Below are 23,326 nucleotides of genomic sequence, written 5' to 3' on the forward strand. Positions count from 1 at the left end.
CTTCTATGTTCCTGCTTTGCATAAAATTCGTGCAGTTGGATTTGGGTGCAGGTGTTCAATCAAAGCATGGGACCTGGATACCCGTGGCCACAGGCCAAGCGGTGAGGCAACGCGGCTGATCCAGGAAAATGCGATCGGGATGGCGCAGACGCACCCGCCTTGACAAACGCTGTTGCCTTGTCACGGCGTTCGACGATGGATGATCTCTTCAATAAGTTTCGCGTCGGCTTCGTACTCCGCGGCCCGCGCAGCCATTTGGCTGGCCAGGCTGTGTCTTTCCCGCGCGGCTTCGCGTTTTGCCGTACGTTTCGCCAACTCAGCCCGCTGCTGGTGCGCTCTTAAAAGGCTCCAAAGAGCCTGTTCCGCATCGTCAGCCTGGGCCTGCATTAAAACGTCCGCTCCGAACGCATGTCCGGTGTGGCAGCGGTAACGGGTAATCGGCCCGTCTTCGATCTCCCATAGGGGGCCATGACATTCGGGGCAGACAAATGTCGAGGGGGCGCCAAGCTGGCCTTCGGTCAATTCCATTGTGCTGTGCTCCTGAGCTGCAATCGCTGCCTCAAGGCGGATGCCGGACGGGATTTCTGGTGTCGGCCCTGCGATTTCGGAAGCAAGCCTGTGCAACAGGCCAGCCATTTCGGACAGAGGGACGCAATGGTCGATTTCCACATTCTGCAAGGCGCTCAGCGGCATATCGGGTACTGCGGCGTCGCCGGGGTCCTGGACTACGCTGACGCCTCCGCACATCTTGATTGCGTGCAGGCCGGCGGTGCCGTCGGAGAGGCTGCCTGTGAGCACGACGCCGATCACGCTGCCGCCAAAGCTGCAAGCGGCCGATCGAAACAGAGGGTCGATGGCGGGGCGCGCCAGGTTCTCGCGCGGCCCGCGCCGCAGCAGCATATGATCGTCGTGTAACAGAAGGTGAGCTCCAGGCGGTGCAACGAAGATGTGCCCGTTTTTAACCTTCATGCCGTTGGAGGCATTTGCAACGGGCATGTTGGCAGCGCGACCGAGAATGTCGCCGAGGTAACTCGTGGGACCAACGTGCTGTACGACGAGGAGAGCCGCCGGGATGTCCGGCGAAAGGTCGCGGACAAGTCTCTTCAGCGCGTCGACGCCGCCGGCCGATGCTCCGATTGTCACGATGCACCGGTTCTCGCAACCGTCGGGACGGACCTTGTCCGGCTGGCCCGCACGCTCCGAATCTGATCGTGGTGCGGCGGTGGCCATGGTTGCTTCACCCACATTCAGCACAGATGTCGATGCGAGCGCTCCGGCCAGTCCGCTGCTGGTCGGGCGCCCTGCCTTCGTCGGTGTTAGCTTCCGGCCGCATCGCGGAACATAGATGCCCGCGTCGGCTCTGTACTAACGCCTACGTGCGCGTTTGACAGCAGCCTCTGCCACGGCCGGGGCCTCCTGAATGCTTGCCGCGCCGCCGAAATCGGCGTTCTTGGTACGGCCAGCTCCCGGGCCCGCTCCTAGATCAGCGCCTGTTGTCGGATCGGAAGCCGGATCGGAAAGCGTACGGTCGGCCATCCTGGCCACCACCTTCAGGTCTTTGGCCCCCAGCTTGACAGTTGCCAGGCCGTCTCCGCCGTCGACGGGCATCACCTCTTCAAGGTCATCGATCCGATCCCACTCTTCGCCGGAATTCCATGGGCCAGCGACATCGCCGTCGCCTTGAGAGGTGTTGACATACATGCTGGCGTACTTCTCTACGCCTGGGAGCTTGCCGGAAGGGAAATTGTTTTCGATCGCGTAGAGTGCTTTCTCGAACGACTTCTGGTGCGCGATCTCGCGGGTCATCAGGAAGCCGAGCGCGTCCTTGATTCCCGGGTCGTCGGTGATGTTGATGAGGCGTTCGTAAACGATCTTGGCGCGGGCTTCGGCGGCGATATTCGACCGCAAATCCACCGTAGGTTCACCGCGCGAGTCGACATAGGCCGCGGTCCAGGGAACGCCGGCTGAGTCGCACAGCGCGGGAGCGCCGCCGAACAGAATTGATTCCTTGGCTGTTGTGCCGCTGGCGCCGATCATCAGGTAAAGGTCCGCTTCCTTCATTTGGCCCTCGGCCAGCTGTGCCTTGAGCCCCTTGTTGAGCATGGTGACGATTGATCCCACCACTTCGAGATGGCTGAGTTCTTCGGTCGCAATATCGAGCAACATGTCGCGACGGCCAAGATCGTCCTCGCCAAGCCCTTGCGTGAAATAGCGCATGGCCGCTGCAAGCTCGCCATCGGCGCCGCCGAACTGTTCCATGATCATGCAGGCCAGGCGAGGATTCGGCTCCGAGACGCGAACGGTGTATTGCAGGCGCTTGTTGTGCATGAACATGGACATCTCTCCGGTTAGATCATCCGAACATCCCCGCAAGATGATTGTTCCATCCGGCCATCGGCCAGCGAGCATTTTTACGGCAGCTTCAGTGTTGAGCATCGCAGGGAGCCAGAGGCGGCATTTATTTCTCGCCGGGATTCTCCGACTGGTGACCGGCGGCAACGAGATTTCGATCGTGCTGCGCCATCACGGCGATGAGCAAGGCCGCGGATGGGCAAGAGGTAGACAAAATCTGGAGGGATACTGGCTCGGAAAAGTGAAGCCGGGCCATATTAATACGATGTCGGTGTCGACACCTTCGGCCCGTTTCGCCGCACACCTTACGCGGCAAACGCCGGGTTCGGTCACACGGCGAGCGTCGCGGGCTGTTGCCCGTTCACTTTCGATCCAGCACCTTCCGGACTTTCTCTGCCAATTCGTCGATCGTGTAGGGCTTGGTCAAAAGTTCGGTTCCGAAATCGAGCGTGCCGTTGTGGACAATCGCATTTCGTGTGTAGCCGGTGGTGTAGAGCACTTTTAGCGACGGGTGCATTGTCTTGACCTGATCCACCAGCTCCCGGCCCGACATCTCCGGCATCACCACGTCGGTGAACAAAAGCGACGGCACTTGCCCGCTTTCGACGGCCACCAGCGCGTCGCGTGGGCCTTGCATTTCCAGCACGGAGTAGCCCAGTTCCCGCAGCGCTTCCGCCGCCATCAGCCGGACGCGATCTTCATCCTCGACAACCATGATGATCTCGTCTGCACAGCCGGGGTGCTCGCCTGCCACGACGTCGATTTGGCTGTCGAGCACGCCGTGGTGCGAGCGCGGCAAATATATTTTCAAGGTGGTTCCGATGCCCTGCTCGGAATAGATCTTCACACTGCCGCCGGACTGGCGAACAAACCCATAGACTTGGCTGAGTCCCAGCCCGGTGCCTTTGCCGACCCCCTTGGTGGTGAAGAACGGATCGAAGGCTCTTGCGACAACATCAGCAGTCATGCCCGTTCCTGTATCGGTGACCGCTATCATCACATACTGGCCGGAGGGGATCGCGTTCTCCCTGGCATAGCGATCGTCGACGTGGGCGTTTGATGTCTCGATCGTCAGCTTGCCGCCAGCAGGCATGGCATCCCTTGCGTTGACGCAAAGGTTGAGCAGCGCGCTTTCCAATTGCCCTGCGTCGGCCTCGACATGCCATAGGCCCGCAGCGAGCACGGTCTCGATCTGAATGGTCTCGCCAAGCGTCCGGTTCAGCAATTCGCTCATACCGGAGACGAGGCGATTTGGATTCAGCCGCTTCGGCGCCAGTGGTTGCTGGCGGGAAAAGGCGAGCAGTCGCCTGGTAAGTTCTGCGGCACGTTGTGCTCCATCGATCGCGCCGGTTACGAATTGGTGGACGTTGGTATCGCCGTTTCTGAGCTTGCGCTGCACAAGGTTCAGGCCGCCGATGATGACGGCCAGCATATTGTTGAAGTCGTGCGCGATGCCACCGGTGAGCTGTCCGACAGCTTCCATCTTCTGGGCTTGGCGCAGGTGCTCTTCTGCTCTGGCGCGTTCCGCTACTTCATCTTTGACACGCTGTTCGAGCGTGCCGTTGAGTGTCTGCAGCGCCTTGAACAGTCGGGAGTTGTCGATTGCCGTCGCGGCATGGCCCGCAAGCCCCAGCAAGGCCGCCTCTTGCTGTTCGGCGAAGACGCCGATTTCTGGATGGCCAAGGAAGAGGCCACCCAGCACCTCGCCCGAACGCGAGACGACCGGCACGGCGAGATAGGAACGCACCGGCAGATGGCCCTCCGGCATTCCCTTGCGGGGCCAGTTCTTTCCGTAACGGGGATCCGTGAGGATATCATCGGAACGCACCACGCTTGTTCCGCGGAAAGTGGGCTCGAACACCGCGGTGTTGCGCGGCATCGGAAAGTTTTCGAAAGCAGAACGAGGTGCCCCCGACAGGGCGTAGAGCACATAGCTGTCGCCCTTGTCGTCGATCACATTGTAGAAGAAAGCTCCAAATTGTGCGCCCGACAGCACCACGCCGGCATCGGTTACCGTCTGGACAATTCGCTCCACGTCAAGCTCGGCCGCCACGGCTGCCGCAGTGGCGTTCATCAACTGAAGCTGATGCTCCACCCGCTTTCGCGCGGTGACATCGACCACGGTGCCGATGAAGCGGATCGCACGGCCGGACTGGAAAAGCGCTTCCCCCGTTGCGGCAATCCAGCGCTCCTTGCCATCCCGAAGGCCGATCGTCCGGTATTCGATGTCGTAGCGGGAGGGGGGGCCCGGCGCAAGCGACTGGCGTACGGCCTCGTCGGCCCGTGCGCGATCTTCCGGATGGAGGCCCGCCAGGAACGCGCTTTCATATGTCACCTCCGCGTCCGGCGGCAAACCAAAAAGGGCTTTGCACCGGTCGTCCCAACGCAGCACTCCGCTGATGGGATCGTAATCCCAGGTGCCAATAGCGGCCGCGTCGGTGGCAAGCCTCAGCCTCTCCTCGCTGGCCCGTGCCGCCTGTTCCGAGCGAACGCGCTCGATGTGAGCCCAGGACCGCTCCGTCACCTCGGTCAGCAAGGACAGTTCGCGTTGCGACCAGACGCGGCGCTGCTTGTCGTGGATAGCCATCAGGGCAGTCAGTCGGCCTTGTTTGACCAAAGGCATACAGATGGTTGCCGTTATCCCGATATCCTGAAAGGTCTTCGCTTCCTCGGGAGCAATTTCCTCAAGGTTGTTGTTGATGATAAGCGGCTTGTTGGCGCTGAGGTTGGTGACAGCCAGGCGACCGAAATCGGCAAGACTGTAATATCCCCTGATGCTGGGCGAGCCAGGTGCGCTCCAATCGCCGCGGATGGTGAAATGGTCTTGGTCCTGCTCCATGTCGGCATAGGCGCAAATCGAGACGCCAAGATGTTCGCCGAGGAGCCGAGTGGTGATCTGCATGACAGCATCGGCGTCGGCCGCGAGGGCTATCTCCCTGCCGAGGCGGTCGAGAAAAGCAAGGCGTTCGGCGTTCTCACGCAGGGCCAGTTCGGCGCGAAGGCGTTCTATCGCCGTACGCGTCCGGTCCGCGACTGCCGAAATGAGGGCTACTTCCTCCGTCGCCCAGCGTCTGGGCGCGGAGTGGTTCAGGTATAACAGCGCCACCAGCCCGCCATGCTCGGTAACGGGCATGTTGATGACGGATTGGGCGCTGATGGCTTTGAGTGCCTCCGCATGGCTGCTGGTTCGCGGATCTGTCTCGGCGTTTTCAAAGACAACGGTTTCGCCTCGCTTCAAATCCTCGATATACGAGCCGTAGTTCCTGAAATTCAGCGTCCCAGCCAGGCTTTTGATGCCTGGCGCGTTCCAGTCCCTGTCAATGGTGATCGTTTCTTTCTCTAGATCGATCGTGCCGTATCCGGCTCGGCTGATGCCAAAATGGTTCCCCAGCAGTTCCGCGGCTGCGTAGGCCAGTTCTGCGGGATCCGTAATCTCGCGAATACGGTCGCCCAGCGCTGCCAAAAGCTCGAAGCGCTGCAGTTCAGATCGCGGATTGCTTGAAGTGGCCCCCATTTCGCCCCCGTTTTGCCCGGACTTAAATGCAGTCTGCGGCCAAGAGTTCCCCGCAGGACGGCAGTTTCTTTGGCGGGCCGGTCAGCCGAACACGCCGCACCGGTCATAGGTTAATGACAGCTTGGCGCGCTGTGGCGGATAAAGGGGGAAACCAGCGGGCACTTGACGAGCTCCCGCTGGCTGGGTGCCCGAACCGCACTTCACTCGTTTGGAGACGTTTGATGCTTGACCGACCCATTCTTACGAATACGGACGCTCTCTATCCAGACGACCTGAAAACGCTTCGGTCGGTTTTCGACGCGCTGTGTGAGGAATTTGAGATTTCGTCGGACACTACCGCGGCAGAATCCATCGCGAGAGAGTTGGTCAGACTTTTCCAGACCGGGATGACGGAAGCGGCCATGCTGATGATTGCCGTGCGCGCACGTTGGCAGGGTGATTGGAAACTGGGAGGCAGCAGCGCTGCCCAGGCTTAACGGTCCCAACTCCATGGAGAAGGCCTACTTTAGCCGCTTGAGCCGGTTGTACAGCGTTGTCTTGTCTGGCGGAACAAGCTTTCGCCCCGAGAGTTGGGGTCGGCAGATAGTTTCCAACAGGCACGGGCATGGCGTTCGACAGAGATGGACCGAAACTCGCGACCGGGTTGCTCGCGGCCTCGTTGGCGGCGCTGGCGGCATACAACGCCATCCGCGCCAAACGTGCGATTGCCGGCCGGGCGTGCGGACGTGTGATGGAGATCGATGGTCTGCGCCTGCATTTTATCGAAGCCGGAACCGGCATGCCGCTGCTTCTCCTGCATGGCAATGGATCCATGGCGGAGGATTTCAAGTCGAGCGGCATCTTCGATGAGGCGGCAAAGACCTACCGGGTGATTGCATTTGATCGTCCCGGTTTTGGGCGAAGCTCACGGCCGCGCGGCCGGCGTTGGTCCGCTCGCGACCAAGCCGACCTTATACATGCCGCCGCCTGCGGGCTGGGTATAGAGAAATACCTCGTGCTTGGACATTCCTGGGGAGCTTGGATCTCCCTCGAGTTGGCGCGAAGGCATTCTCCATCGGTCGCCGGCATCGTGCTGGTCTCGGGTTACTACTATCCGTCACCGCGGCTGGATCTTGCACTGGCCGCACTCCCTGCATTGCCTGTGATCGGCACCGCGTTTCGTCACACCTTGCTGCCCCCGCTTGTAAGGCTTGCCTGGCATTGGGCAATGGAGAAGATCTTTAAACCCGCCGTCGTCGCCAGCGACTTCGCCGCACTGGCCAAAGATGTCGCCAGCCGCCCTTCCCAACTGCGGGCGGTTTCTCTGGAGACAGCATCGATGCTGGCCGCGTCCCTCTTGGGAAAAGCCAACTATAGGGACATTGCCGTGCCCACCGGCATCATGGCGGGATCCGGGGACCGGTTGTTCGACGCGCAACGCGATGCACGACGCTTGCACGCGGAAGTCGGTAGGTCTCTCCTTGAGGTGGTTCCGGGCGCCGGCCATATGGTTCATCAGAGCGCCCCGCAAGCCGTGGTTGGCATGGTGCACACCATTGCAGGGCGGCACGCCTTGTTCCAAGCGGGCCGTCGGCAGCGACCCAAGTCGCGTGCCGACGAGTTCAAGGCAGATCCGGCCTCGCGGGAGCCACCGGCGATAAGCGACGCCGCTTGCACGGAATGATCTCCAAACGGGGCTTTCAAATGAGCGACCAACGTCCAGCCGACATGCAGTCGGTGCTCCACCAGAACATACAGGCCCTGGTCGAGCACAGGCGACAGCAAGAGGAGCACCAAGGTGTTCAAGCGTGGGTCGCCGGCGTTGTTTCGCGCTTCGCGGGAAGCATGACTTTCGTCTATTTGCACCTTGCAATTCTTGTCGTCTGGGTCCTCGCGAACCTTGGCGCGATACCAGCCGTCCCAGCCTGGGACCCGACTTTCGTGATCCTGGCCATGGTCGCCTCGGTTGAGGCAATCTTCCTGTCTACTTTCGTGCTGATCAATCAGAACAGAATGGCCGCACACAGCGAGCGCCGAGCCGAACTGGATTTGCAGATCAGCCTTCTAAACGAACATGAAACCACGCGGCTGATCGAGATGGTGGCTGCCTTGACGGCGCGTCTGAATATCTCGACCCCGGCCGACAAAGAGCTGCCGGAACTCGCCGAGAATGTCGATCCCCAAAAGGTGATGACGCAAATCCAGCAAGCTTCTGAAGAACAGGAGAACGCTTGATCAAAGCGACCTCGTCGGCGACGGTTCAGCGTCGGCTACAACCTGTAATTCAGCCTCATTGCCAAGGCTGTCGAAGCAGCTAAGCCGGTGTCGGCCTTTTCCAGGGTGGCTTCCCGACGTCACAAGTCCGCCGCGCAATCGAGGCAGCGTGGAGCTTCGATAGCCAAAAGGCTGCTGCGGGTCAGATGGAACCAAGTTGACGCCGAAATCGTATTAGCGGTGGCGGCTTGGGGAGATTCCGGATGAGCGAAGGTGCTGTTCTGATCGTCGAAGATGAGACAATGATCCTGCTCGACCTCGAGTCAGCTTTGGAGGAGGCCGGCTTCCAGGTGGTCGGCACTCGGAGTGCCGCCGAGGCGCTGGCGGCTTTCGACCCCGATCCGACCAAGTTCAAGGCCGTACTCACGGACATCCGTTTGGGACCAGGACAGTCGGGGTGGGAGGTCGCTCGGCACTTGCGAAGGTCCAACTCGACCATCCCGGTTGTCTATATCAGTGGCGACAGCGCGGTACACTGGGGAGCGGAAGGTGTGCCCAACAGCATAATGATCACCAAGCCCTTTTTTCTGCCGCAGATCATAACTGCCGTTTCTCAACTTTTAAACGCGCAGCAAGGTGCAGAAACTCACCTCTAGGAATCGGACCGCGGCTCCACGAAAACCACGGAACATTCAATCGGCGCCGTCCGGCGTAAAGCGTTCGCGTCTGCTTGGGCCGGCGGCCTCAACCAGATGTCGACCTCAGCTCCTTCCCCTCGCCACCGGCTCGCATCCACTCGGGAGCCCTCCCGAAAGCAGGGGCGCTCATTGGTTGAGCTTTCGGTCGAGTTCGTCAAGCAATGACCGATGCTCGCTGGGCATGTCCGTATCTGTCGGCAGATCCAGCAACTGGCGAAGCTGGCGACGATTGGCGTCCGATGAAATCCACTGCCGTATGAGGCGGGCTATGACCTTTTGTTGTGCCTTGCCGATTTCTTCCATGTTAGAACCCGAGCTTGTCCGTTGGACGAACTCGGCGGCTCTTTGATGGTTCCCCGTCCTGTACACAAATCGAGGCGAATCGAGGCACAATCTATGGGTTAATGTATGTCGCTCAAAAGTGGCCCTGGTTTTGAGACAACGACATGCCAGTGGATGTTTGCAGTCTCAATCCGCGCGCCTAACGCTGAGCGCAGAGTGCAAATTTAAGCGATCGATTTTACCCGAAGCGAGAGGCTCAGCCGCAAAATCTTGGCGCCGTTTTCATCACGCACTTCGATAAACAATTGCTGCCCGTCGACGCTCTTCAGTGACTCTCTCGTGAGGTCGACAAGGCCCTCGAATCCCGCGCGGCGGACCTCTTCGAGGCCAGCGCATTCGACACCTATTTCGTCCTCGAAGATGAGATCGCCATCGCCGCTGTCGAAGAAAAATCGTGCCATCGGAGAGCTTCCGTCACTGCTAATCTGCGGGGTTCCTTTGGTGCAGGTAGGTCGTGTCGAAATCTCCTGCGTGAGTGAGGCCGGCCCAGTCCAGTGCGTGAACTTTTGATCCCGAGGTGGCAATGAGGCCTCTGCGTCGTAGTTCCTGGAGCATCCGGTTGACGTGGACCGTGGACAAACCCAGTGCATCGCCAAGGGCCGCCTGGGTAATGGGAATATCCGCCACGTGATCCTCAATGCGCCCCATGGAGCGCAAGCGAAAAATCAGTTCGCAAAGGATGTGAGCCATGCGGGTGTATGCCTCGCGTCTTCCCACATTGATGACCCACTCCCTATAAATCGCGGCATCTATCAACGTCGACCGCCAAAAAGCGGTGGCGATGCGAGGGTGCTGGTCGCAAACGGCACGCAGAGTGTCATGCCGCATGAAACCTACTCGGGCCGACGTAAGGGTCGAGAAGTTACAATCCATGACCGACAGATGCAGCCCATGCAGATCAGGAATGTCGCCAGCGACGAAGAATGATGTGATTTGTCGCTTTCCTTCGCCCGTATGTTTGGTGGAACCGACCAAGCCATCAAGAACGATAAACGAGTAAACAGGACGGTCGCCCTCACGCACCAGATCGTGGTTGGCCGAATATTCCTTCTCCTGGATCGGAATGCCTTTCAGAACGCCGATGTCGGCCTCTCGAAGATCCGAGATGGTCTGAAGCTTGCGAATGAGTACATCCGAGGATGAGGTGGGGAACAAATTGACTACCTGGCTGATGTTGGTGATCGAACTATTATCCGCGCCAAAAGTTCCGATTGGCATGGGGACATATGCGCGGCGGCAGAAGGCGCCGCCGTGCGGCATGGTCCCGTGCCTGGGGCGTTTTGCCAGCGTCGAGGGTGGTTGAAGATCCCGGAATGATCCAAGCACCAGTTTTTTAGGACAGCCATAGGTGAGCCAGGCAGCAATGCATTAACCTATGACATAGGCTCGGTTAGAAATTGTCCCGCTGGGCAGCCAGCCCCAGGAGTTCGCCGATCACGGCGCAGCTTTGACCCAGTCGCTCCCCCCAATTTCAAGGGCTGCACCCGCAGCCAGTCCTGGAACTCTTTGATGCGCCACCAGGAACGGGGTGGCTCCGCTGACGTTGTCTCAGTGGCAAGGTGAGATTTCAGTGAACAGGCATATTTCGCGGACGGATGTCGAACAAATCGATCACACGGATGACAGCGGGTTTGCGATAGAGCACGGCGGACCGCCATCCTCAGCAATCGCGGTAGCGCTGGCCCGTGGGCTGGAGACCAGTCGGGATAAGCACATCGTCCATATAGCTCCCTCGGAACGCAGTGCCGAGGAGATCGCCGGCGCCTTGCGTCAGTTCCTGCCTGACGCGGATATCATCTTGCTGCCGTCCTGGGATTGCCTGCCCTACGACAGGGTGTGGCCCACACGTGCCAATATGGGGCGAAGGCTTCGTGCGTTGCGTGAGATCGCAACGAAGCCGGATCGCCCGCGCATCGCTGTAATGTCGCTCGAAGCCATTCTGCAGCGGGTGCCGCCTGCTCCCGTCATCGCTGGCGGTTTCACAATTCTGGAGGTAGGCCAAAAGCTCGACCGTGACGATTTCAGAACCAGGTCCGAAGCCATTGGCTATGTCGTCGACGAGAGGGTCGACGAACCGGGTGAGATAGCCTTTCGGGGCGATCTCATCGATATTTTCCCTGCTGGCGCGGATGGCCCCGTTCGCATCATCGTTGGTCCCGATGCCTGCATCGGCCAGCTCAAGACCTACGACCCGCTCAGTCAGCTCAGCGATCAGGTTCGAGACTCGGTTACTGTCGGACCGGCATCCGAGCTGATCTTTAAAGCTGGTGAGCATCCTGAGCTGACAGCGATGCGCGCGACGTCGATGGAAGAGCGCCTGGTCGCATCGTATGGCGCTATGCCATCCGTCTTCGATGCGGCTTCCAGCGCCTCGATCTCCTTCCTTGAAGGGACCGACGGGCAGCCGCTCGGCAGAATTCTGGATCTGGTCGAGGATGCACGTCGTGCCAGGCAGGAGGCAGCCGGAACGAAAAAACCTTTGCCGGGACGATTTTACCTATCCCGTGAAGAGTGGGACGCTGCTCTGCTTAACCGCTGCTGCGTGAGACTTGCCGTTTCTGCCGTGGGAGTTCCCAAATTCTTCCGCCAGGCCCGACCCGGGCATGATTTCGCGGAATTCGTCACAAGGCAGACGAGCGCCGGAGTCAGAGTAGTGTTCACCGGCGATGCCTCTGAATTGCAGCGAGCAGATCGCCTGCTCGATAGGAGACTAGGCCGGCGGGCAGAGGAAGCGGCCGACTTGCCGCAAATCCTTTCGGCCGCAAGGGGCTCTCTTCTCAAGGCTGAATTCGTCCTCGACGAAGGGTTTGTCGACGCGCAATCCAATATCGCGGTGGTGGCCGCATCCGACCTGTTTGGTCCCGCGTTGAAGGCGAACGGGAGCGCGACCACGGGCATACTCGAACCCGAGTTGCGCATTGGCGATGTCGTCGTCCATGAAGACCATGGCCTGGGCGTGCTCGCCGCGGTCGAACAGGTCGAGTTGGCTGGCCAGCAACAGGATGTCGTCAGACTGGAATATCACGGCGGGGCTTCCTTGCTGGTTCCGGTCGACGACTTTGGACGAATATGGCGCTACGGCTCGGAACCGGAGGCAGTGTCGCTTGATCGCCTCAACGGCGAGGGCTGGCCGAAGCGACGCGAAGCTGCGTTGCGCGAGATCGACAGGCTGGCCAAGCGCCTCTTGAGCCTTGCCAAAATCAGGTCCAGCGAGCCTGCCGAGATCTTGAAGCCCTCCCGCACGGACTTGGCTCGTTTTGCGGCGAAATTTCCCTATACGGAGACGCCCGACCAAGCGGCCGCCATCCGCGCTGTGCTCGATGACCTTTCGTCCGGAAGAACAATGAACCGGCTCGTCTGCGGCGATGTCGGCTTCGGCAAGACAGAGGTCGCCCTGCGTGCTTGCGCCGCCGCCGCTCTCTGCGGGAAACAGGTTGCTATCATAGCACCGACAACGGTGTTGGCACGACAGCACTATGAGACGTTCAGCCGCCGCTTCGCAGGAAACGGTCTGCAGGTCGCCCACCTTTCTAGGATGGTCGGGGCAGCGGAGGCGAGAGCGGCAAAAGAGGGTCTGCGGAGCGGCCAGGTTGCGGTCGTTGTGGGTACTCAGGCCCTGGCGTCCAAGAGCGTCACCTTCGCCAATCTTGGACTGCTGGTGATCGACGAGGAGCACCGGTTCGGGGTCAAGTTGAAGCGGGCCCTGCGGACCATGACGCCTCGCCTCCATACGCTGAGCATGAGCGCCACACCGATACCCCGGACGCTGCAATCGACGTTGTCGGGCATCCAGGACGTCAGCGTTCTAAACTCTCCGCCCGCCAAAAGACGTCCCGTTCGCACGATCTTGGCAGCGTTCGATCCAGCATCGGTGCGCGCGGCCCTTCTGCGTGAATTTCACCGGGGTGGACAGAGCTTCTTCGTGGTCCCGCGGATCGAGGATATTGCCCCGGCCTGTGACCAACTGAACAGACTGGTGCCGGAACTCCGGGTCAAGACGGCGCATGGTGAAATGAAGGGGAGACAGCTGGACGAAGTCATGGTCGGATTCGCCGACGGTGATGGCGACATTTTGTTGAGCACCGACATCATCGAGAGCGGCCTCGATGTGCCGCGGGCCAACACCATCATCGTTTGGCGCCCCGACCGGTTCGGTCTGGCGCAGTTGCACCAGCTGCGGGGCCGGGTCGGAAGGGGGGCGGTGCAGGCTGTTGCGTTTCTTCTGACCCAGCCTGGCGTTGAACTGGCCGACAGCACCAGGACCCGGCTTTCGACGATGCTTGCGCTCGATCGGCTCGGCTCCGGCCTGGCAATCAGTCAAAGGGACCTCGACCTGCGTGGCGCCGGAGATCTTTTCGGAGAAGACCAGGCCGGGCATATGAAGCTGATCGGAGTGGGCTTGTACGAGCACTTGCTGGAGCGGGCGGTCTCGGCGGCTGGCGGAGGGGCCGACTTCGACAAGCAACTTGCCGAGATCAACGGTTCGGGAAAGGGCGCTTTTCCCAAGAGCTATGTCGAAGAGCCTACGGTGCGTGTTGGCCTCTATGCGCGGCTCTCCCGCATCCGTTCGGAGCCGGACCTCGATACATTCAGCGAAGAGCTCGAGGACCGCTTTGGAGACATGCCTGGCGAAGTAGCCCTTTTGCTGGAATTTACCAGGTTGCGAATAGCAGCGTCGGAACTGGGCATCGGCAAAGTCGATTTGGGTCCCGAGGCCATCGCGATCACCCTTCGGAACAAGCCGTCGGCGTCCCAATGGCGGAACAGCAAGGCGTTGGGCCTGGAGTACCGGAACGGCCGCCTGATTTTCAGGCCGATCCCGCCCGGCGTCTCTGGCGTCGACGCCGTTCGCTTAGCGCTTGATGCCATACGTGCAGCTCAGCCAAAGCACGAGATCTGACTAGCCTTTTCTCTCCATCCGGCGGCGGCACGACAATGGGAGTGCCGCAGCCACGAGTCTTCACCTCGGAATTGCAGTGCCAGTGGTGTTCAGCCACCAGTACCGCAAGTCCGGATGTTCCGCAGGGGTCGTTAGTTGCGGCCGTTCTCGTCCATGGCGAGGGAACTCGAGAGCTCGCGATAGGCACCGATCTGCTGCTGCAGAATGGCAATCTTCTGCTCTGCCGTCGCAATGGCGTCAGTACCGGCAAGGAAACGCTGGGGGAGCACGTCCCCAGACGTGAGCGTGATCAGGGCGCGCGCGAGCTTGGCCGGATCACCCCCCTGCTTGCCGTTCTGAGAACGCCAGAAGGCGATCTGCGCCGTCCGCCGCTCATGGTAGTCCTCGACGGAGGGGGCGGCATAGTTGGTCGACTCTTCCGTGAGAAGCTCGGTGCGGAAGAAGCCCGGGTTCACGATCATCGTCTCGATGCCGAACGGCACGACTTCGGTCTGCAGCGCCTCCATCCAGCCGTCGAGGCCGAACTTCGAGGCTGAATAGGCCGTGCAGAACTCGAAACCCATTAGCCCGGCCGTCGAGGAGATCGAAATGACCCTGCCGGACCGCTGCTTGCGCATCGCTGGCAGAAAGGCCCGCGTCACATTCATGGGTCCGACGAGGCTGGTGCTGAGCTGCAGTTGCATCTGTTCGGCGGTCAACTCTTCGAAGTACCCGGCAAAGAAACTCGCCGCATTGTTGACCAGCACGTCGATGCGGCCAAACCGGTCAAACGTGGCCTGGGCAGCGGCTTCGGCGTCGGCCGCGCTCGTCACGTCCAGCTTGACGATAAGGAGGTTCTCGGCGTTTCCCACGGCCCTTGCGACTTTTTCCGTGTTGCGGCCGGTTGCCACCACCTTGTGGCCCGCCGCCAATGCGGCCTTGGCGATATTCAGACCGAGGCCCCGGCCTGCGCCGGTGATGAACCAAACACTCATATTGGGCTCCTGTTCTCTAGGCCGCAGCACGGCCCCGGATTTGGACGCGATGGCCAGCAGGGACTGATCCCCATGTTGATCCATCCGCCGGCGGACTGCGTCACTGCGGAAGGCCGGCGCCTTCGGTGATGATGCGAAATCCTTCGGTCGACCTGGTAAAAAACTGCCGGGCCGCTGTGTATTCCGGCGAGTTGTAGTAGCGCTTGGCGTCAGCAAGGCTCGGGAACTCGGCGATGGCGATCACCGATCTCGAGCTTCCTTCGATGGCAGTGACATTGGGATTGTAGACGATCACGCGGCCGCCATACTTGGTGACGAGCGGCGACGCCGCTTCGATGTACTGCTGAAACACCGCCTGATCCTTGATGTCATAGCTGCCGATCATGTAGGCGCGGGGAGCGACGCCCGTCGCTTGCTGAGCAAAGGCGGCCGGGCTCACGATCATGGTGAGGGCGGCGAGCGCGCCCACGATTACCTTCTTCATATTGTTCTCCTTCAGTGGGCCAGTGGGACGGTAGGCAATGCGCGGAGAGTTGCTCCGGTTGACCGTCTGGCCTTGAGTCAGGAAGTTAGCTCCTTTAGCGACATGCAATTAGGTGGTATAATCTGCATGGGCTTAGAAGTAGGATTGATGAATGCGTCGCGACAGTCTGGATGACTTCCTGACCTTCATCGCCGTCGCCCGCGAGCGCAGTTTCACCAAGGCGGCCGCCATGCTCGGCGTGTCGCAGTCTGCCCTGAGCTATTCGATCCGGACGATGGAAGAACGCCTCGGCGTTCGGCTGCTGACCCGCACGACCCGCAGCGTCTCGCTAACCGAAGCGGGGGATCGCCTGTTTCGAAGCATCGCTCCCAAGTTAGATGAGATCGCAAGCGAGATTGCCGCCCTCAGCGCCCTGCGCGACAAGCCGGCCGGTACAGTCCGGATCACCACCGTGGAGCATGCCGGCGAGACCATCATCTGGCCCGCCATGGTCGGGCTCATGCGCGACTATCCCGCCATCAGGGTCGAGATTATCCACGACTACGGCTTGGCTGACATTGCGGCCGATCGCTTCGATGCGGGTGTACGGCTCGGCGAACAGGTGGATAAGGACATGATCTCGGCGCGCATTGGGCCAGACTTCCGCATGGCGGTTGTGGTAGCGCCTTCATACTTTGTAAGCCGCTCCCGTCCGGTCACGCCTGAAGATCTTGCCGATCATGCATGCATACCCCTGCGACTGCCCACAGGCGGCTTTGCACCGTGGGAGTTTCGCAAGGAGGGGCGGGAATTGAAGGTGCGCGTTCACGGACACGCCGCCTTCAACACCCTCGCGATGATCTGCCAGGCCAGCCTTGAAGGGTTCGGGCTCGCCTATCTGCCCGAGGATCTAGTGACCTACCTACTCGAACAGGGTCGCCTAGTGCGCGTTCTTGAGGACTGGTGCCCCCTTCGGCCGGGCTATCACCTGTATTATCCAAGCCGGCGCCAACACTCGCCGGCTTTCGCACTCGCGCTGGAAAGGCTGCGCTACCGCGACTGAGTGCGATTGAAATAAGGATCGCCAGACCTCGACGACCATGGCGCCTATCAAAGCCGCCCAGTACAGGAAGTCCGGAGCGCCCGTTTCCCACCGATCCCAGTCTCCCCAATTTATGAGTTCACTGCCTAGTATCATCTCAGCGTTGCCGCCGCAGCTTGGCTCGGGCCATGGGTGCGAATGGTGCACTGTGGGCGGCCGTGCGTTCGCAGGGCAGCGTTCAAGGCATGGTTCCGGCTTGATGGGGTGTCACGGCAGCCATGTTTTCATTCAGATGGGCCATGATCCAGATAGAGCCCAGAACCACCAGCGCGACGATCAGCACGCCGAAGGCCAGCGCCAGGATGTTGTTGGTGTTGTCCGGCCCGGTGGTCAGGTGCAGAAAGAAGACAAGATGCACGCCCATCTGCGCAACGGCGAGCACCACCAGGGCCGAGATGACCGCGGGCTGGTAAATCAGGTCGGTTCGCGCCGCCAGGAATGACGCGATCGTGAGCAGGATAGCCAGGCCGAAGCCGAGCACATAGCCCGAGAGGCCCCCAGCCGTTTCGTGCTCGCTTATGTGTTCCTCGCCCGGCGCTGAATCGCGGCGGTCCTGCAACTCGCCGGTCTTGCTCTCGAACTCGGTCATGACGATGCTCCCAGCAGATAGACCAGGGTGAAGATGGCAACCCAGATGATGTCGAGGGCGTGCCAGAAGAGCCCGAAGCAGTGGAGCCGCCGCAAGATGTCGGGCCGAAAGCCCTTGACCCACAGCTGCGCCATCATCGTTCCCAGCCAGAGCAGGCCGAGACCGACGTGGGCACCGTGGCAGCCAACGAGCGCAAAGAAGGCAGAAAGAAATGCGCTGCGCGAGGGGCCTGCCTGCTCGCCGATCATTGCCGCGAACTCCTGTAGTTCCAGGAACAGGAACGCTGCCCCGAGCAACCCCGTGACGAGAAGCCAGAACTGCGTGGCAGCCATTGATCTGCGACGGGTGGCGAGTGTTGCCACGCCGCCGGTGAAGCTCGAAGTGAGCAGAAGGCCCGTCTGGACCGCAACCCGTGTCGGTTCGAACAGATCCTTGCCTGTCGGTCCGCCGGCGGTTGCCTTGGCGAGCACGGCGTAGGTGGCGAAAAATGCCGAGAACATGATGATGTCGGACAGGAGAAAGATCCAGAAGCCGTAGGTCACCGTGACGAACTTTGAGGCCGGGCCGCCTTCTCCGTGGCCCGTCGCAGAGCGCACCGCATGCCGACCGGTGTGATTAAGCCGATACGGGTCCCATGCCTGGGTGCCGGCGCTGATGTCGCCGGAGAATGCGTGATCGCTCATGCCGGGCGCTCCCACCCGCGCAGCCAGGCAAACTGGGCTGCCTTGTGGTCATGATCGATGCGGGCGACCTCGTCGACAGGGATCTCGTAGTCTCCATGATCGCGCCAGGCGAATACGACGAAGGTTGCGTAGGCGCCGATGAAGCCGACGATCGCCAGCCACCATATATGCCAGATCAGCGCGAAGCCGATCAGTGTGCTGAAGAAGGCGGTGACGAAGCCAGTCGGGCTGTTGCGAGGCATCTCGATCGGCTCATATGCCTTTTCCTCGTCCGAGCTCTGTTCGATCCCTCGTTGCTTGATGCTCCAGTAGGGCTCTTCGTCTTCCACGTGAGGCAGCCGTGCATAATTGAAGACAGGAGGAGGAGAAGATGTCGACCACTCCAGCGAACGCCCGTCCCACGGGTCGCCGGTTTCGTCGCGAAACTTGTCGCGATGCCGGACCGAAACGAAAAGCTGTGTGATCTGCAGCGCCGCGCCGGCGATCATCACCACCACGCCGAAAGCGGCCACCACCAGCCACGGTGCCCAAAGGTCCATATCGATATGTTGCAGGCGCCGCGTCATGCCGAGCAGACCGACAATATAGAGCGGTACGAAGACCAGCATGTAGCCGGCCAAGGTGACCCAAAATGCCGCCTTTCCCCAGCCTTCGTGCAAACGGAAGCCGAACGCCTTGGGGAACCAGTAGGTGAAGCCGGCGAATGCTCCAAACAACACGCCGGAGATGATGACGTTATGGAAATGCGCGACGAGGAAAAGGGAATTGTGTAGCACGAAGTCGGCCGGCGGGACGGCAAGCAGGACGCCAGTCATGCCGCCGACGGTGAAGGTGGTCACGAAAGCCAGTGCCCAAAGCATCGGCGTGTCGAAACGAACGCGCCCGCCATACATGGTGAAGAGCCAGTTGTAGATTTTCACACCGGTTCCCACGGCAATGACCGACGTGGCGATGCCGAAGGCGGCATTAACGTCCGCTCCGGCACCCATGGTGAAGAAGTGATGCAACCAGACCATGAACGAGACGATGCAGATGAACATCGTGGCCGCGACCATCGAACGGTATCCGAACAGCGGTTTCGATGAAAAAGTCGAGAAAATCTCGGAGAAGATTCCGAAGGCGGGAAGCACCAGGATGTATACTTCGGGATGGCCCCACGCCCAGATCAGGTTGACGAACATCATCTGATTTCCACCGGCTTCGTTGGTGAAGAAGTGGAAGCCGAGATACCGGTCCAGCGTCAGCATTGCGAGCGTGGCGGTAAGGATCGGGAAGGCTGCGACAATGAGCAGGTTGGACGCGAGCGAGGTCCAGCAGAACATCGGCATTCGCAGATAGCCCATTCCCGGCGCCCGCATCTTGAGGATGGTCGTCACCAGGTTGACACCGGTGAGCAGCGTGCCGACGCCGGAGATCTGGATCGCCCACAGATAATAATCGACACCGACGCCCGGCGAGTAGGTGGTTTCCGACAAAGGGGCATAGGGCAGCCAGCCGGTGCGCGCGAACTCGCCGATCACAAGCGAGATGTTGACCAGCAGGGCTCCGGAAGCCGTCAGTCAGAAGCTGACGGAATTGAGCGTCGGAAAAGCGACATCGCGTACGCCAAGCTGCAGCGGCACGACGAAATTCATCAGGCCGATCATGAACGGCATCGCGGCGAAGAAGATCATGATCGTGCCGTGCGCGGAAAAGATCTGGTCGTAATGCTCCGGCGGGAGGTAGCCCGGCCCGTGAATCGCCAGCACCTGTTGTGTGCGCATCATGATAGCATCGATAAAACCACGAAGAAGCATGAGCATCGCCAGCACAATGTACATCACGCCGATGCGCTTGTGGTCGACCGAGCTTATCCACTCGCTCCACAGATATGGCCAGTACCCCTTCACCGTTATCCAGCCAAGCACGGCGGCTGCTGCCAGAAAGACGCCAAGGGCTGCGCCGAGGGGGATGGGTTGATCGAAAGGAACGGCCGACCAGTCGAGCTTGCCCAGCATCGTCATTCTGCCCCTTGTGGATGATGGGTCATCGTTGCCGCCGCCGGGGGGAATGCCCTTGGGCTCACCTGTGGCTCGCCGCTGGCTGCGCTCTCAGCAGGCCCCGGACCCGGTGGGAGCGTCTGCTGAACGACCGCTTCGAACAGCCCAGGCTGGACATGACCGAAGGAAGCCGGCGCCACATTTGTGCTTTGCCGGGCGAGTTCGCGATAGGCATTGGCATTCAGCACGCCGCCCCCGCCACGCAGCGATGACGCCCAGCGGGTGAAGGCATCGGCTGAAACCGCGCTCACACTGAAATTCATATCCGAGAAGCCGTCGCCGCTGAAGTGCGCCGACTGGCCGAAAAAGCTGCCCTCGCGGTCGGCCTGCAGATGCAATTCGGTCTGCATGCCGTTCATGACGTAGACCATGCTGCCAAGCTGGGGCACGAAGAACGTGTTCATCACGCTGGCCGAGGTCAACTTGAAACGCACTGGAACACCGGCGGGGATAACCAGTTGATTGACAGCGCCCACGCCCTGCTCGGGATAGAGGAACAGCCATTTCCAGTCGAGCGCCACCACCTGAATGTCGAGCGGCGGCTGGCTAGAAGGGATCGGTTTGCGCGGATCGAGCTGATACGATCCGTAGTAGATCAGACCGCCAATGAACAGGATGGTGAGCGTCGGGATCGACCAGACGATCAACTCCACGCGTCCCGAATAGGTGAACTCCGGGTTATAGCGGGCGTTGCTGTTCGAGGCGCGGAACTTCCAGGCGAATGCCAGAAGCGCAACAAGCGTGGGAACAACGATCACCAGCATCACCGCCAGCGAGTTCAAAAGGATCGTGCGATTGCCGACGCCAATTGGTCCTTGGGGATCGAGCACTCCCCCCGCGCAACCGGGGAAGAATGCGCCTCCGAGGATACAGAGCAGTTGGCGTGTCAACTTAGGGCTGGATGGCAACAACACCGGTTCTGCAATCTCTCTTTGCGGGAACGCGTGCTAGGGGCATGCGTTCATCGGGTTTCCATCTGAGCCTCCCCATGGCGCGGAACCTCGCGGCACTTCGCAGGGTGTCGCCCCTAAGCGAGTGCCCCAACTGTCGCCGGCTGGGTTTGTTCCGCTGGACGAGTTACTCTGTCCGATGTCCCGCGTTGGACCAATCCGACCATAATTTCAGAACGATGGCGGCTCGATTGGCCTAGCTATCGGCGACGCTGGCTCGCGCACGAATTTCAATTTCGGCGGGACGGCGAATACCCTGAACCGCTCAGCCAGGTTGTCGAGAGCCTGACGCATGCCCACTCCCGCAGCAGCCGCGCCGTGCCCACTGATGACCATCTGGGGGCCCAAGGCAGCCAGATGCTTCACGGACCTTTCCGCTGCATCCCAGTCTGGCGTGAAATAGCGCGGCGGACCGTGCATCTCGAGATCCTGAATGGCGACTTCATAGACCGACTCCTGACCGGTGGTGATGAAAGCGTCTCCTACGATGAGCGAGCGGTCTTGCTCGCGCCAGAGCGAGATATGCCCAGGGGCATGTCCGGGTGTGTGCAGCCATTGCCATCCGGGCATTCCGGGGATCGATCCATCGGCGGGCAAGGGTTGCAAACGGCTGCCAAGATCGATTGGCCCGCGTGGAAAAAGCGGTGAAAGCAGCGCCATCAGTCCACCCCCAACCCAGGGATCCGGTGGCGGATAGGATGTGGTTCCGTCCAAATAGGGGTGCTCGAGTGGATGGGCGAAGACAGGCACGTCCCAGCCATTTGCGAGTTCTAGAACCGTTCCCACATGGTCGAAATGGCCATGGGTCAGGATGATTGCAGCCGGCCGTGCGTTGACGCCGAACCGCTTTTCCGCGACCGCTAGAATGCTGCTGCGAGACGTCGGCAACCCGGTATCGATCAGCACCCAGTTCCGATCTCCGCTGCCCGGTGCGCCGAAGAACACGACATTGACGATTGCTAGCCGCAAGTAACCCAGGTCCGGTGCGATGCTCCAAGCGCCGTCGCCACGATCCTCGCGCCTGGCGTGGTCGATCTCGGAAAGTCGAATCTGAACGGTCATGTGATCCCATGCCTCTGTTGTTGCCGAGCAGCCGCTCGAGTGGATGACGGCGGCTGTACATCGCCCCGAACTTGGGACGGGCCTCCTTGTTCCTCATTTGCACGCGGCGCCCGGACAGTTCACCACCGGAACAAAGGCTCTACCAATGGGTTCGGCACTACCCGGCCACGCAAGGACGAGCTGGACTGAGCAACGAACATGGGGCGCGCCCGACTGAATTCGGTATTTCGCCAACGCGGTTCCCGGTCCGGACAAGGCGGCCGAGTTCGAAGCCGATTGCCCAAAGGAGACTTCGAAAAATGAGCGAAGTGGGACGCCAGACGGAGGCCTCGGTTCCGGAAGCTTCGCGCTTCGCCAGTTTTTTCATGGCAGGCTTTGAATGCTCCTCGCACCGGCGCAAGGACGGCGTTCGCCTCGATCTTATTCGTGCGACCTCGCATAATTTGCATGCCCTGGGCGACTACCGCGGCTGCGCCGAACTCGGCCTTCGCACCATCCGCGACGGCCTGCGTTGGCATTTGATCGAAACCGCTCCCGGAACCTATGACTGGTCAAGTTGGGCGCCAATGGTCGAGGCAGCCCGATCGGCAGGTGTTCAGGTAATCTGGGACATCTTTCACTACGGATCTCCGGACCATGTCGATCAGGGCTCGCTGCATTTCATCGACGCCTATGCCTCGTTCGCGGCAGAAGCCGTCAAGGTACACCGTTCGATCACCGGAACATCGCCTCTGTTGTGTCCCATCAACGAAATCTCCTTTTTCGCATGGGCTGTCGAGGTCGGCTATTTCCCGCGCGTGGGGCCGAACAAACGTGGATGGTTCAAGCGGCACCTCGTCAAGGCCGCCATCGCGGGTGTTCGCGCAATGCGGGAGATCGACCCCGCCTGCAGATTTGTCTGGGCCGAGCCGCTTATCCATATCGCCCCTCGTGACCGGACCCGCAGCGAACGGCGCCGGGCCGAAAACGCCCGACAGGGGCAGTTCGAAGCTTACGACATGTTGCTGGGCCGCGTCGAACCTGAGTTGGGCGGGAGCGAAGATGTTGTCGATGTCGTGGGCTTGAATTTTTATCCGCACAATCAATGGTACGTAAACGGGCCGACGATTCCGATGGGACACCACGAGTACCGCGCCCTGTCAGAAATGTTGCTAGAAGTTGCCCATCGGTACGGTAAGCCGATGTTCATTGCGGAGACCGGTTCCGAGGGATCCGGCGGGCCGGCTTGGCTCCACTATGTCTGCGACGAGGTGCGTTCCGCAATCAGTCTCGGAGCGCCGGTCGAAGGTATTTGCCTGTACCCGATAACGGCCTACCCGGGCTGGGACAATTCGCGACATGCCGAGGTTGGTTTGTTTTCCGTCATCCAGGCTGATGGCAGGCGACACCTGCGCAAACCCACAGCAGATGAACTGGCCCGTCAGCAAGCTCTTCTCGTGGCGGACACGACGCCTTGAAGAGGCCT

At 60.6% G+C, this 23,326-nt stretch carries 19 protein-coding genes and 1 pseudogene; 7 read left to right on the forward strand and 13 right to left on the reverse strand.

Annotated elements, in window-relative coordinates; all coding sequences use genetic code 11:
* Positions 1–180 precede the first annotated feature (180 nt).
* From NKI31_RS10935 to NKI31_RS10945, 3 genes are all read right to left on the reverse strand, one after another.
* Positions 181–1,230, reverse strand: a complete 1,050-nt coding sequence (locus NKI31_RS10935; RefSeq protein ID WP_023681123.1) for a chemotaxis protein CheB — start codon at positions 1,228–1,230, stop codon at positions 181–183.
* Between the two features lie 135 nt (positions 1,231–1,365).
* Entirely contained in the window at positions 1,366–2,334 is a 969-nt protein-coding gene (locus NKI31_RS10940; RefSeq protein ID WP_023691426.1) for a manganese catalase family protein, read from the reverse strand.
* 379 nt (positions 2,335–2,713) lie between these two features.
* The gene (locus NKI31_RS10945; RefSeq protein WP_352651486.1) at positions 2,714–5,866 is read right to left on the reverse strand and encodes a GAF domain-containing protein; all 3,153 of its coding nucleotides are present in this window, start codon (positions 5,864–5,866) and stop codon (positions 2,714–2,716) included.
* Between the two features lie 221 nt (positions 5,867–6,087).
* Here NKI31_RS10945 and NKI31_RS10950 point away from each other — a divergent pair, with 221 nt between their 5' ends.
* The 4 genes from NKI31_RS10950 to NKI31_RS10965 all read left to right on the forward strand — a co-directional run bounded on the left by NKI31_RS10950 (position 6,088) and on the right by NKI31_RS10965 (position 8,715).
* Positions 6,088–6,342: a hypothetical protein gene (locus tag NKI31_RS10950; RefSeq protein WP_023696347.1), complete on the forward strand. Its 255-nt coding sequence runs from the start codon at positions 6,088–6,090 to the stop codon at positions 6,340–6,342.
* A gap of 128 nt (positions 6,343–6,470) precedes the next feature.
* On the forward strand, positions 6,471–7,529 hold the full coding sequence (locus NKI31_RS10955; RefSeq protein WP_352651487.1) for an alpha/beta fold hydrolase: 1,059 nt from the start codon (positions 6,471–6,473) through the stop codon (positions 7,527–7,529).
* 20 nt (positions 7,530–7,549) lie between these two features.
* Positions 7,550–8,080, forward strand: a complete 531-nt coding sequence (locus NKI31_RS10960) for a DUF1003 domain-containing protein (RefSeq protein WP_031244116.1) — start codon at positions 7,550–7,552, stop codon at positions 8,078–8,080.
* Positions 8,081–8,322: 242 nt separating this feature from the next.
* Positions 8,323–8,715 (forward strand): response regulator, encoded by a 393-nt coding sequence (locus tag NKI31_RS10965; RefSeq protein ID WP_023668021.1) that lies wholly within the window; start codon positions 8,323–8,325, stop codon positions 8,713–8,715.
* Positions 8,716–8,883: 168 nt separating this feature from the next.
* On the opposite strand, the gene NKI31_RS10970 is transcribed toward NKI31_RS10965, so the two are convergent.
* The 3 genes from NKI31_RS10970 to NKI31_RS10980 form a co-directional block, all read right to left on the reverse strand.
* Complete coding sequence (locus NKI31_RS10970; protein WP_023725512.1) at positions 8,884–9,060, reverse strand: hypothetical protein; 177 nt, start codon at positions 9,058–9,060, stop codon at positions 8,884–8,886.
* A 203-nt stretch (positions 9,061–9,263) separates the two neighbouring features.
* Complete coding sequence (locus NKI31_RS10975; protein ID WP_023725511.1) at positions 9,264–9,500, reverse strand: DUF6894 family protein; 237 nt, start codon at positions 9,498–9,500, stop codon at positions 9,264–9,266.
* A 19-nt stretch (positions 9,501–9,519) separates the two neighbouring features.
* A complete protein-coding gene (locus NKI31_RS10980; protein ID WP_352651488.1) occupies positions 9,520–10,359 on the reverse strand; it encodes a Crp/Fnr family transcriptional regulator in 840 nt (279 codons plus the stop codon).
* Positions 10,360–10,669: 310 nt separating this feature from the next.
* On the opposite strand from NKI31_RS10980, the gene NKI31_RS10985 reads away from it, so the two are divergent.
* Complete coding sequence (locus NKI31_RS10985; protein WP_023752167.1) at positions 10,670–13,999, forward strand: DEAD/DEAH box helicase; 3,330 nt, start codon at positions 10,670–10,672, stop codon at positions 13,997–13,999.
* 131 nt (positions 14,000–14,130) lie between these two features.
* Here the strand turns inward: NKI31_RS10985 and NKI31_RS10990 are convergent, their stop codons facing one another.
* The gene (locus NKI31_RS10990) at positions 14,131–14,973 is read right to left on the reverse strand and encodes an SDR family oxidoreductase (RefSeq protein ID WP_352651489.1); all 843 of its coding nucleotides are present in this window, start codon (positions 14,971–14,973) and stop codon (positions 14,131–14,133) included.
* Between the two features lie 100 nt (positions 14,974–15,073).
* Positions 15,074–15,457, reverse strand: a complete 384-nt coding sequence (locus NKI31_RS10995) for a DUF1330 domain-containing protein (RefSeq protein WP_023748057.1) — start codon at positions 15,455–15,457, stop codon at positions 15,074–15,076.
* 151 nt (positions 15,458–15,608) lie between these two features.
* Between NKI31_RS10995 and NKI31_RS11000 the strand changes: the two genes are divergently transcribed.
* Positions 15,609–16,499, forward strand: coding sequence for a LysR family transcriptional regulator (locus NKI31_RS11000; protein ID WP_352651490.1), 891 nt, complete (start codon positions 15,609–15,611; stop codon positions 16,497–16,499).
* 217 nt (positions 16,500–16,716) lie between these two features.
* On the opposite strand, the gene cyoD is transcribed toward NKI31_RS11000, so the two are convergent.
* The 5 genes and pseudogenes from cyoD to NKI31_RS11025 all read right to left on the reverse strand — a co-directional run bounded on the left by cyoD (position 16,717) and on the right by NKI31_RS11025 (position 21,861).
* Complete coding sequence (gene cyoD / locus NKI31_RS11005) at positions 16,717–17,127, reverse strand: cytochrome o ubiquinol oxidase subunit IV (RefSeq protein WP_352651491.1); 411 nt, start codon at positions 17,125–17,127, stop codon at positions 16,717–16,719.
* A complete protein-coding gene (locus NKI31_RS11010) occupies positions 17,124–17,810 on the reverse strand; it encodes a cytochrome (ubi)quinol oxidase subunit III (protein ID WP_352651492.1) in 687 nt (228 codons plus the stop codon). Before NKI31_RS11010 ends, cyoD begins: the two co-directional genes overlap by 4 nt.
* A pseudogene (gene cyoB, locus NKI31_RS11015) lies at positions 17,807–19,807 on the reverse strand (cytochrome o ubiquinol oxidase subunit I). Before cyoB ends, NKI31_RS11010 begins: the two are co-directional and overlap by 4 nt.
* A gap of 2 nt (positions 19,808–19,809) precedes the next feature.
* Positions 19,810–20,739: a ubiquinol oxidase subunit II gene (cyoA, locus tag NKI31_RS11020; protein WP_352651493.1), complete on the reverse strand. Its 930-nt coding sequence runs from the start codon at positions 20,737–20,739 to the stop codon at positions 19,810–19,812.
* A gap of 231 nt (positions 20,740–20,970) precedes the next feature.
* The gene (locus NKI31_RS11025) at positions 20,971–21,861 is read right to left on the reverse strand and encodes an MBL fold metallo-hydrolase (RefSeq protein ID WP_023668030.1); all 891 of its coding nucleotides are present in this window, start codon (positions 21,859–21,861) and stop codon (positions 20,971–20,973) included.
* A gap of 299 nt (positions 21,862–22,160) precedes the next feature.
* Between NKI31_RS11025 and NKI31_RS11030 the strand changes: the two genes are divergently transcribed.
* Complete coding sequence (locus NKI31_RS11030; RefSeq protein WP_023704619.1) at positions 22,161–23,318, forward strand: hypothetical protein; 1,158 nt, start codon at positions 22,161–22,163, stop codon at positions 23,316–23,318.
* Positions 23,319–23,326 lie beyond the last annotated feature (8 nt).

Origin of the sequence: Mesorhizobium sp. M0659 (genome assembly GCF_040320605.1) — a bacterium.
Taxonomy (GTDB): domain Bacteria; phylum Pseudomonadota; class Alphaproteobacteria; order Rhizobiales; family Rhizobiaceae; genus Mesorhizobium.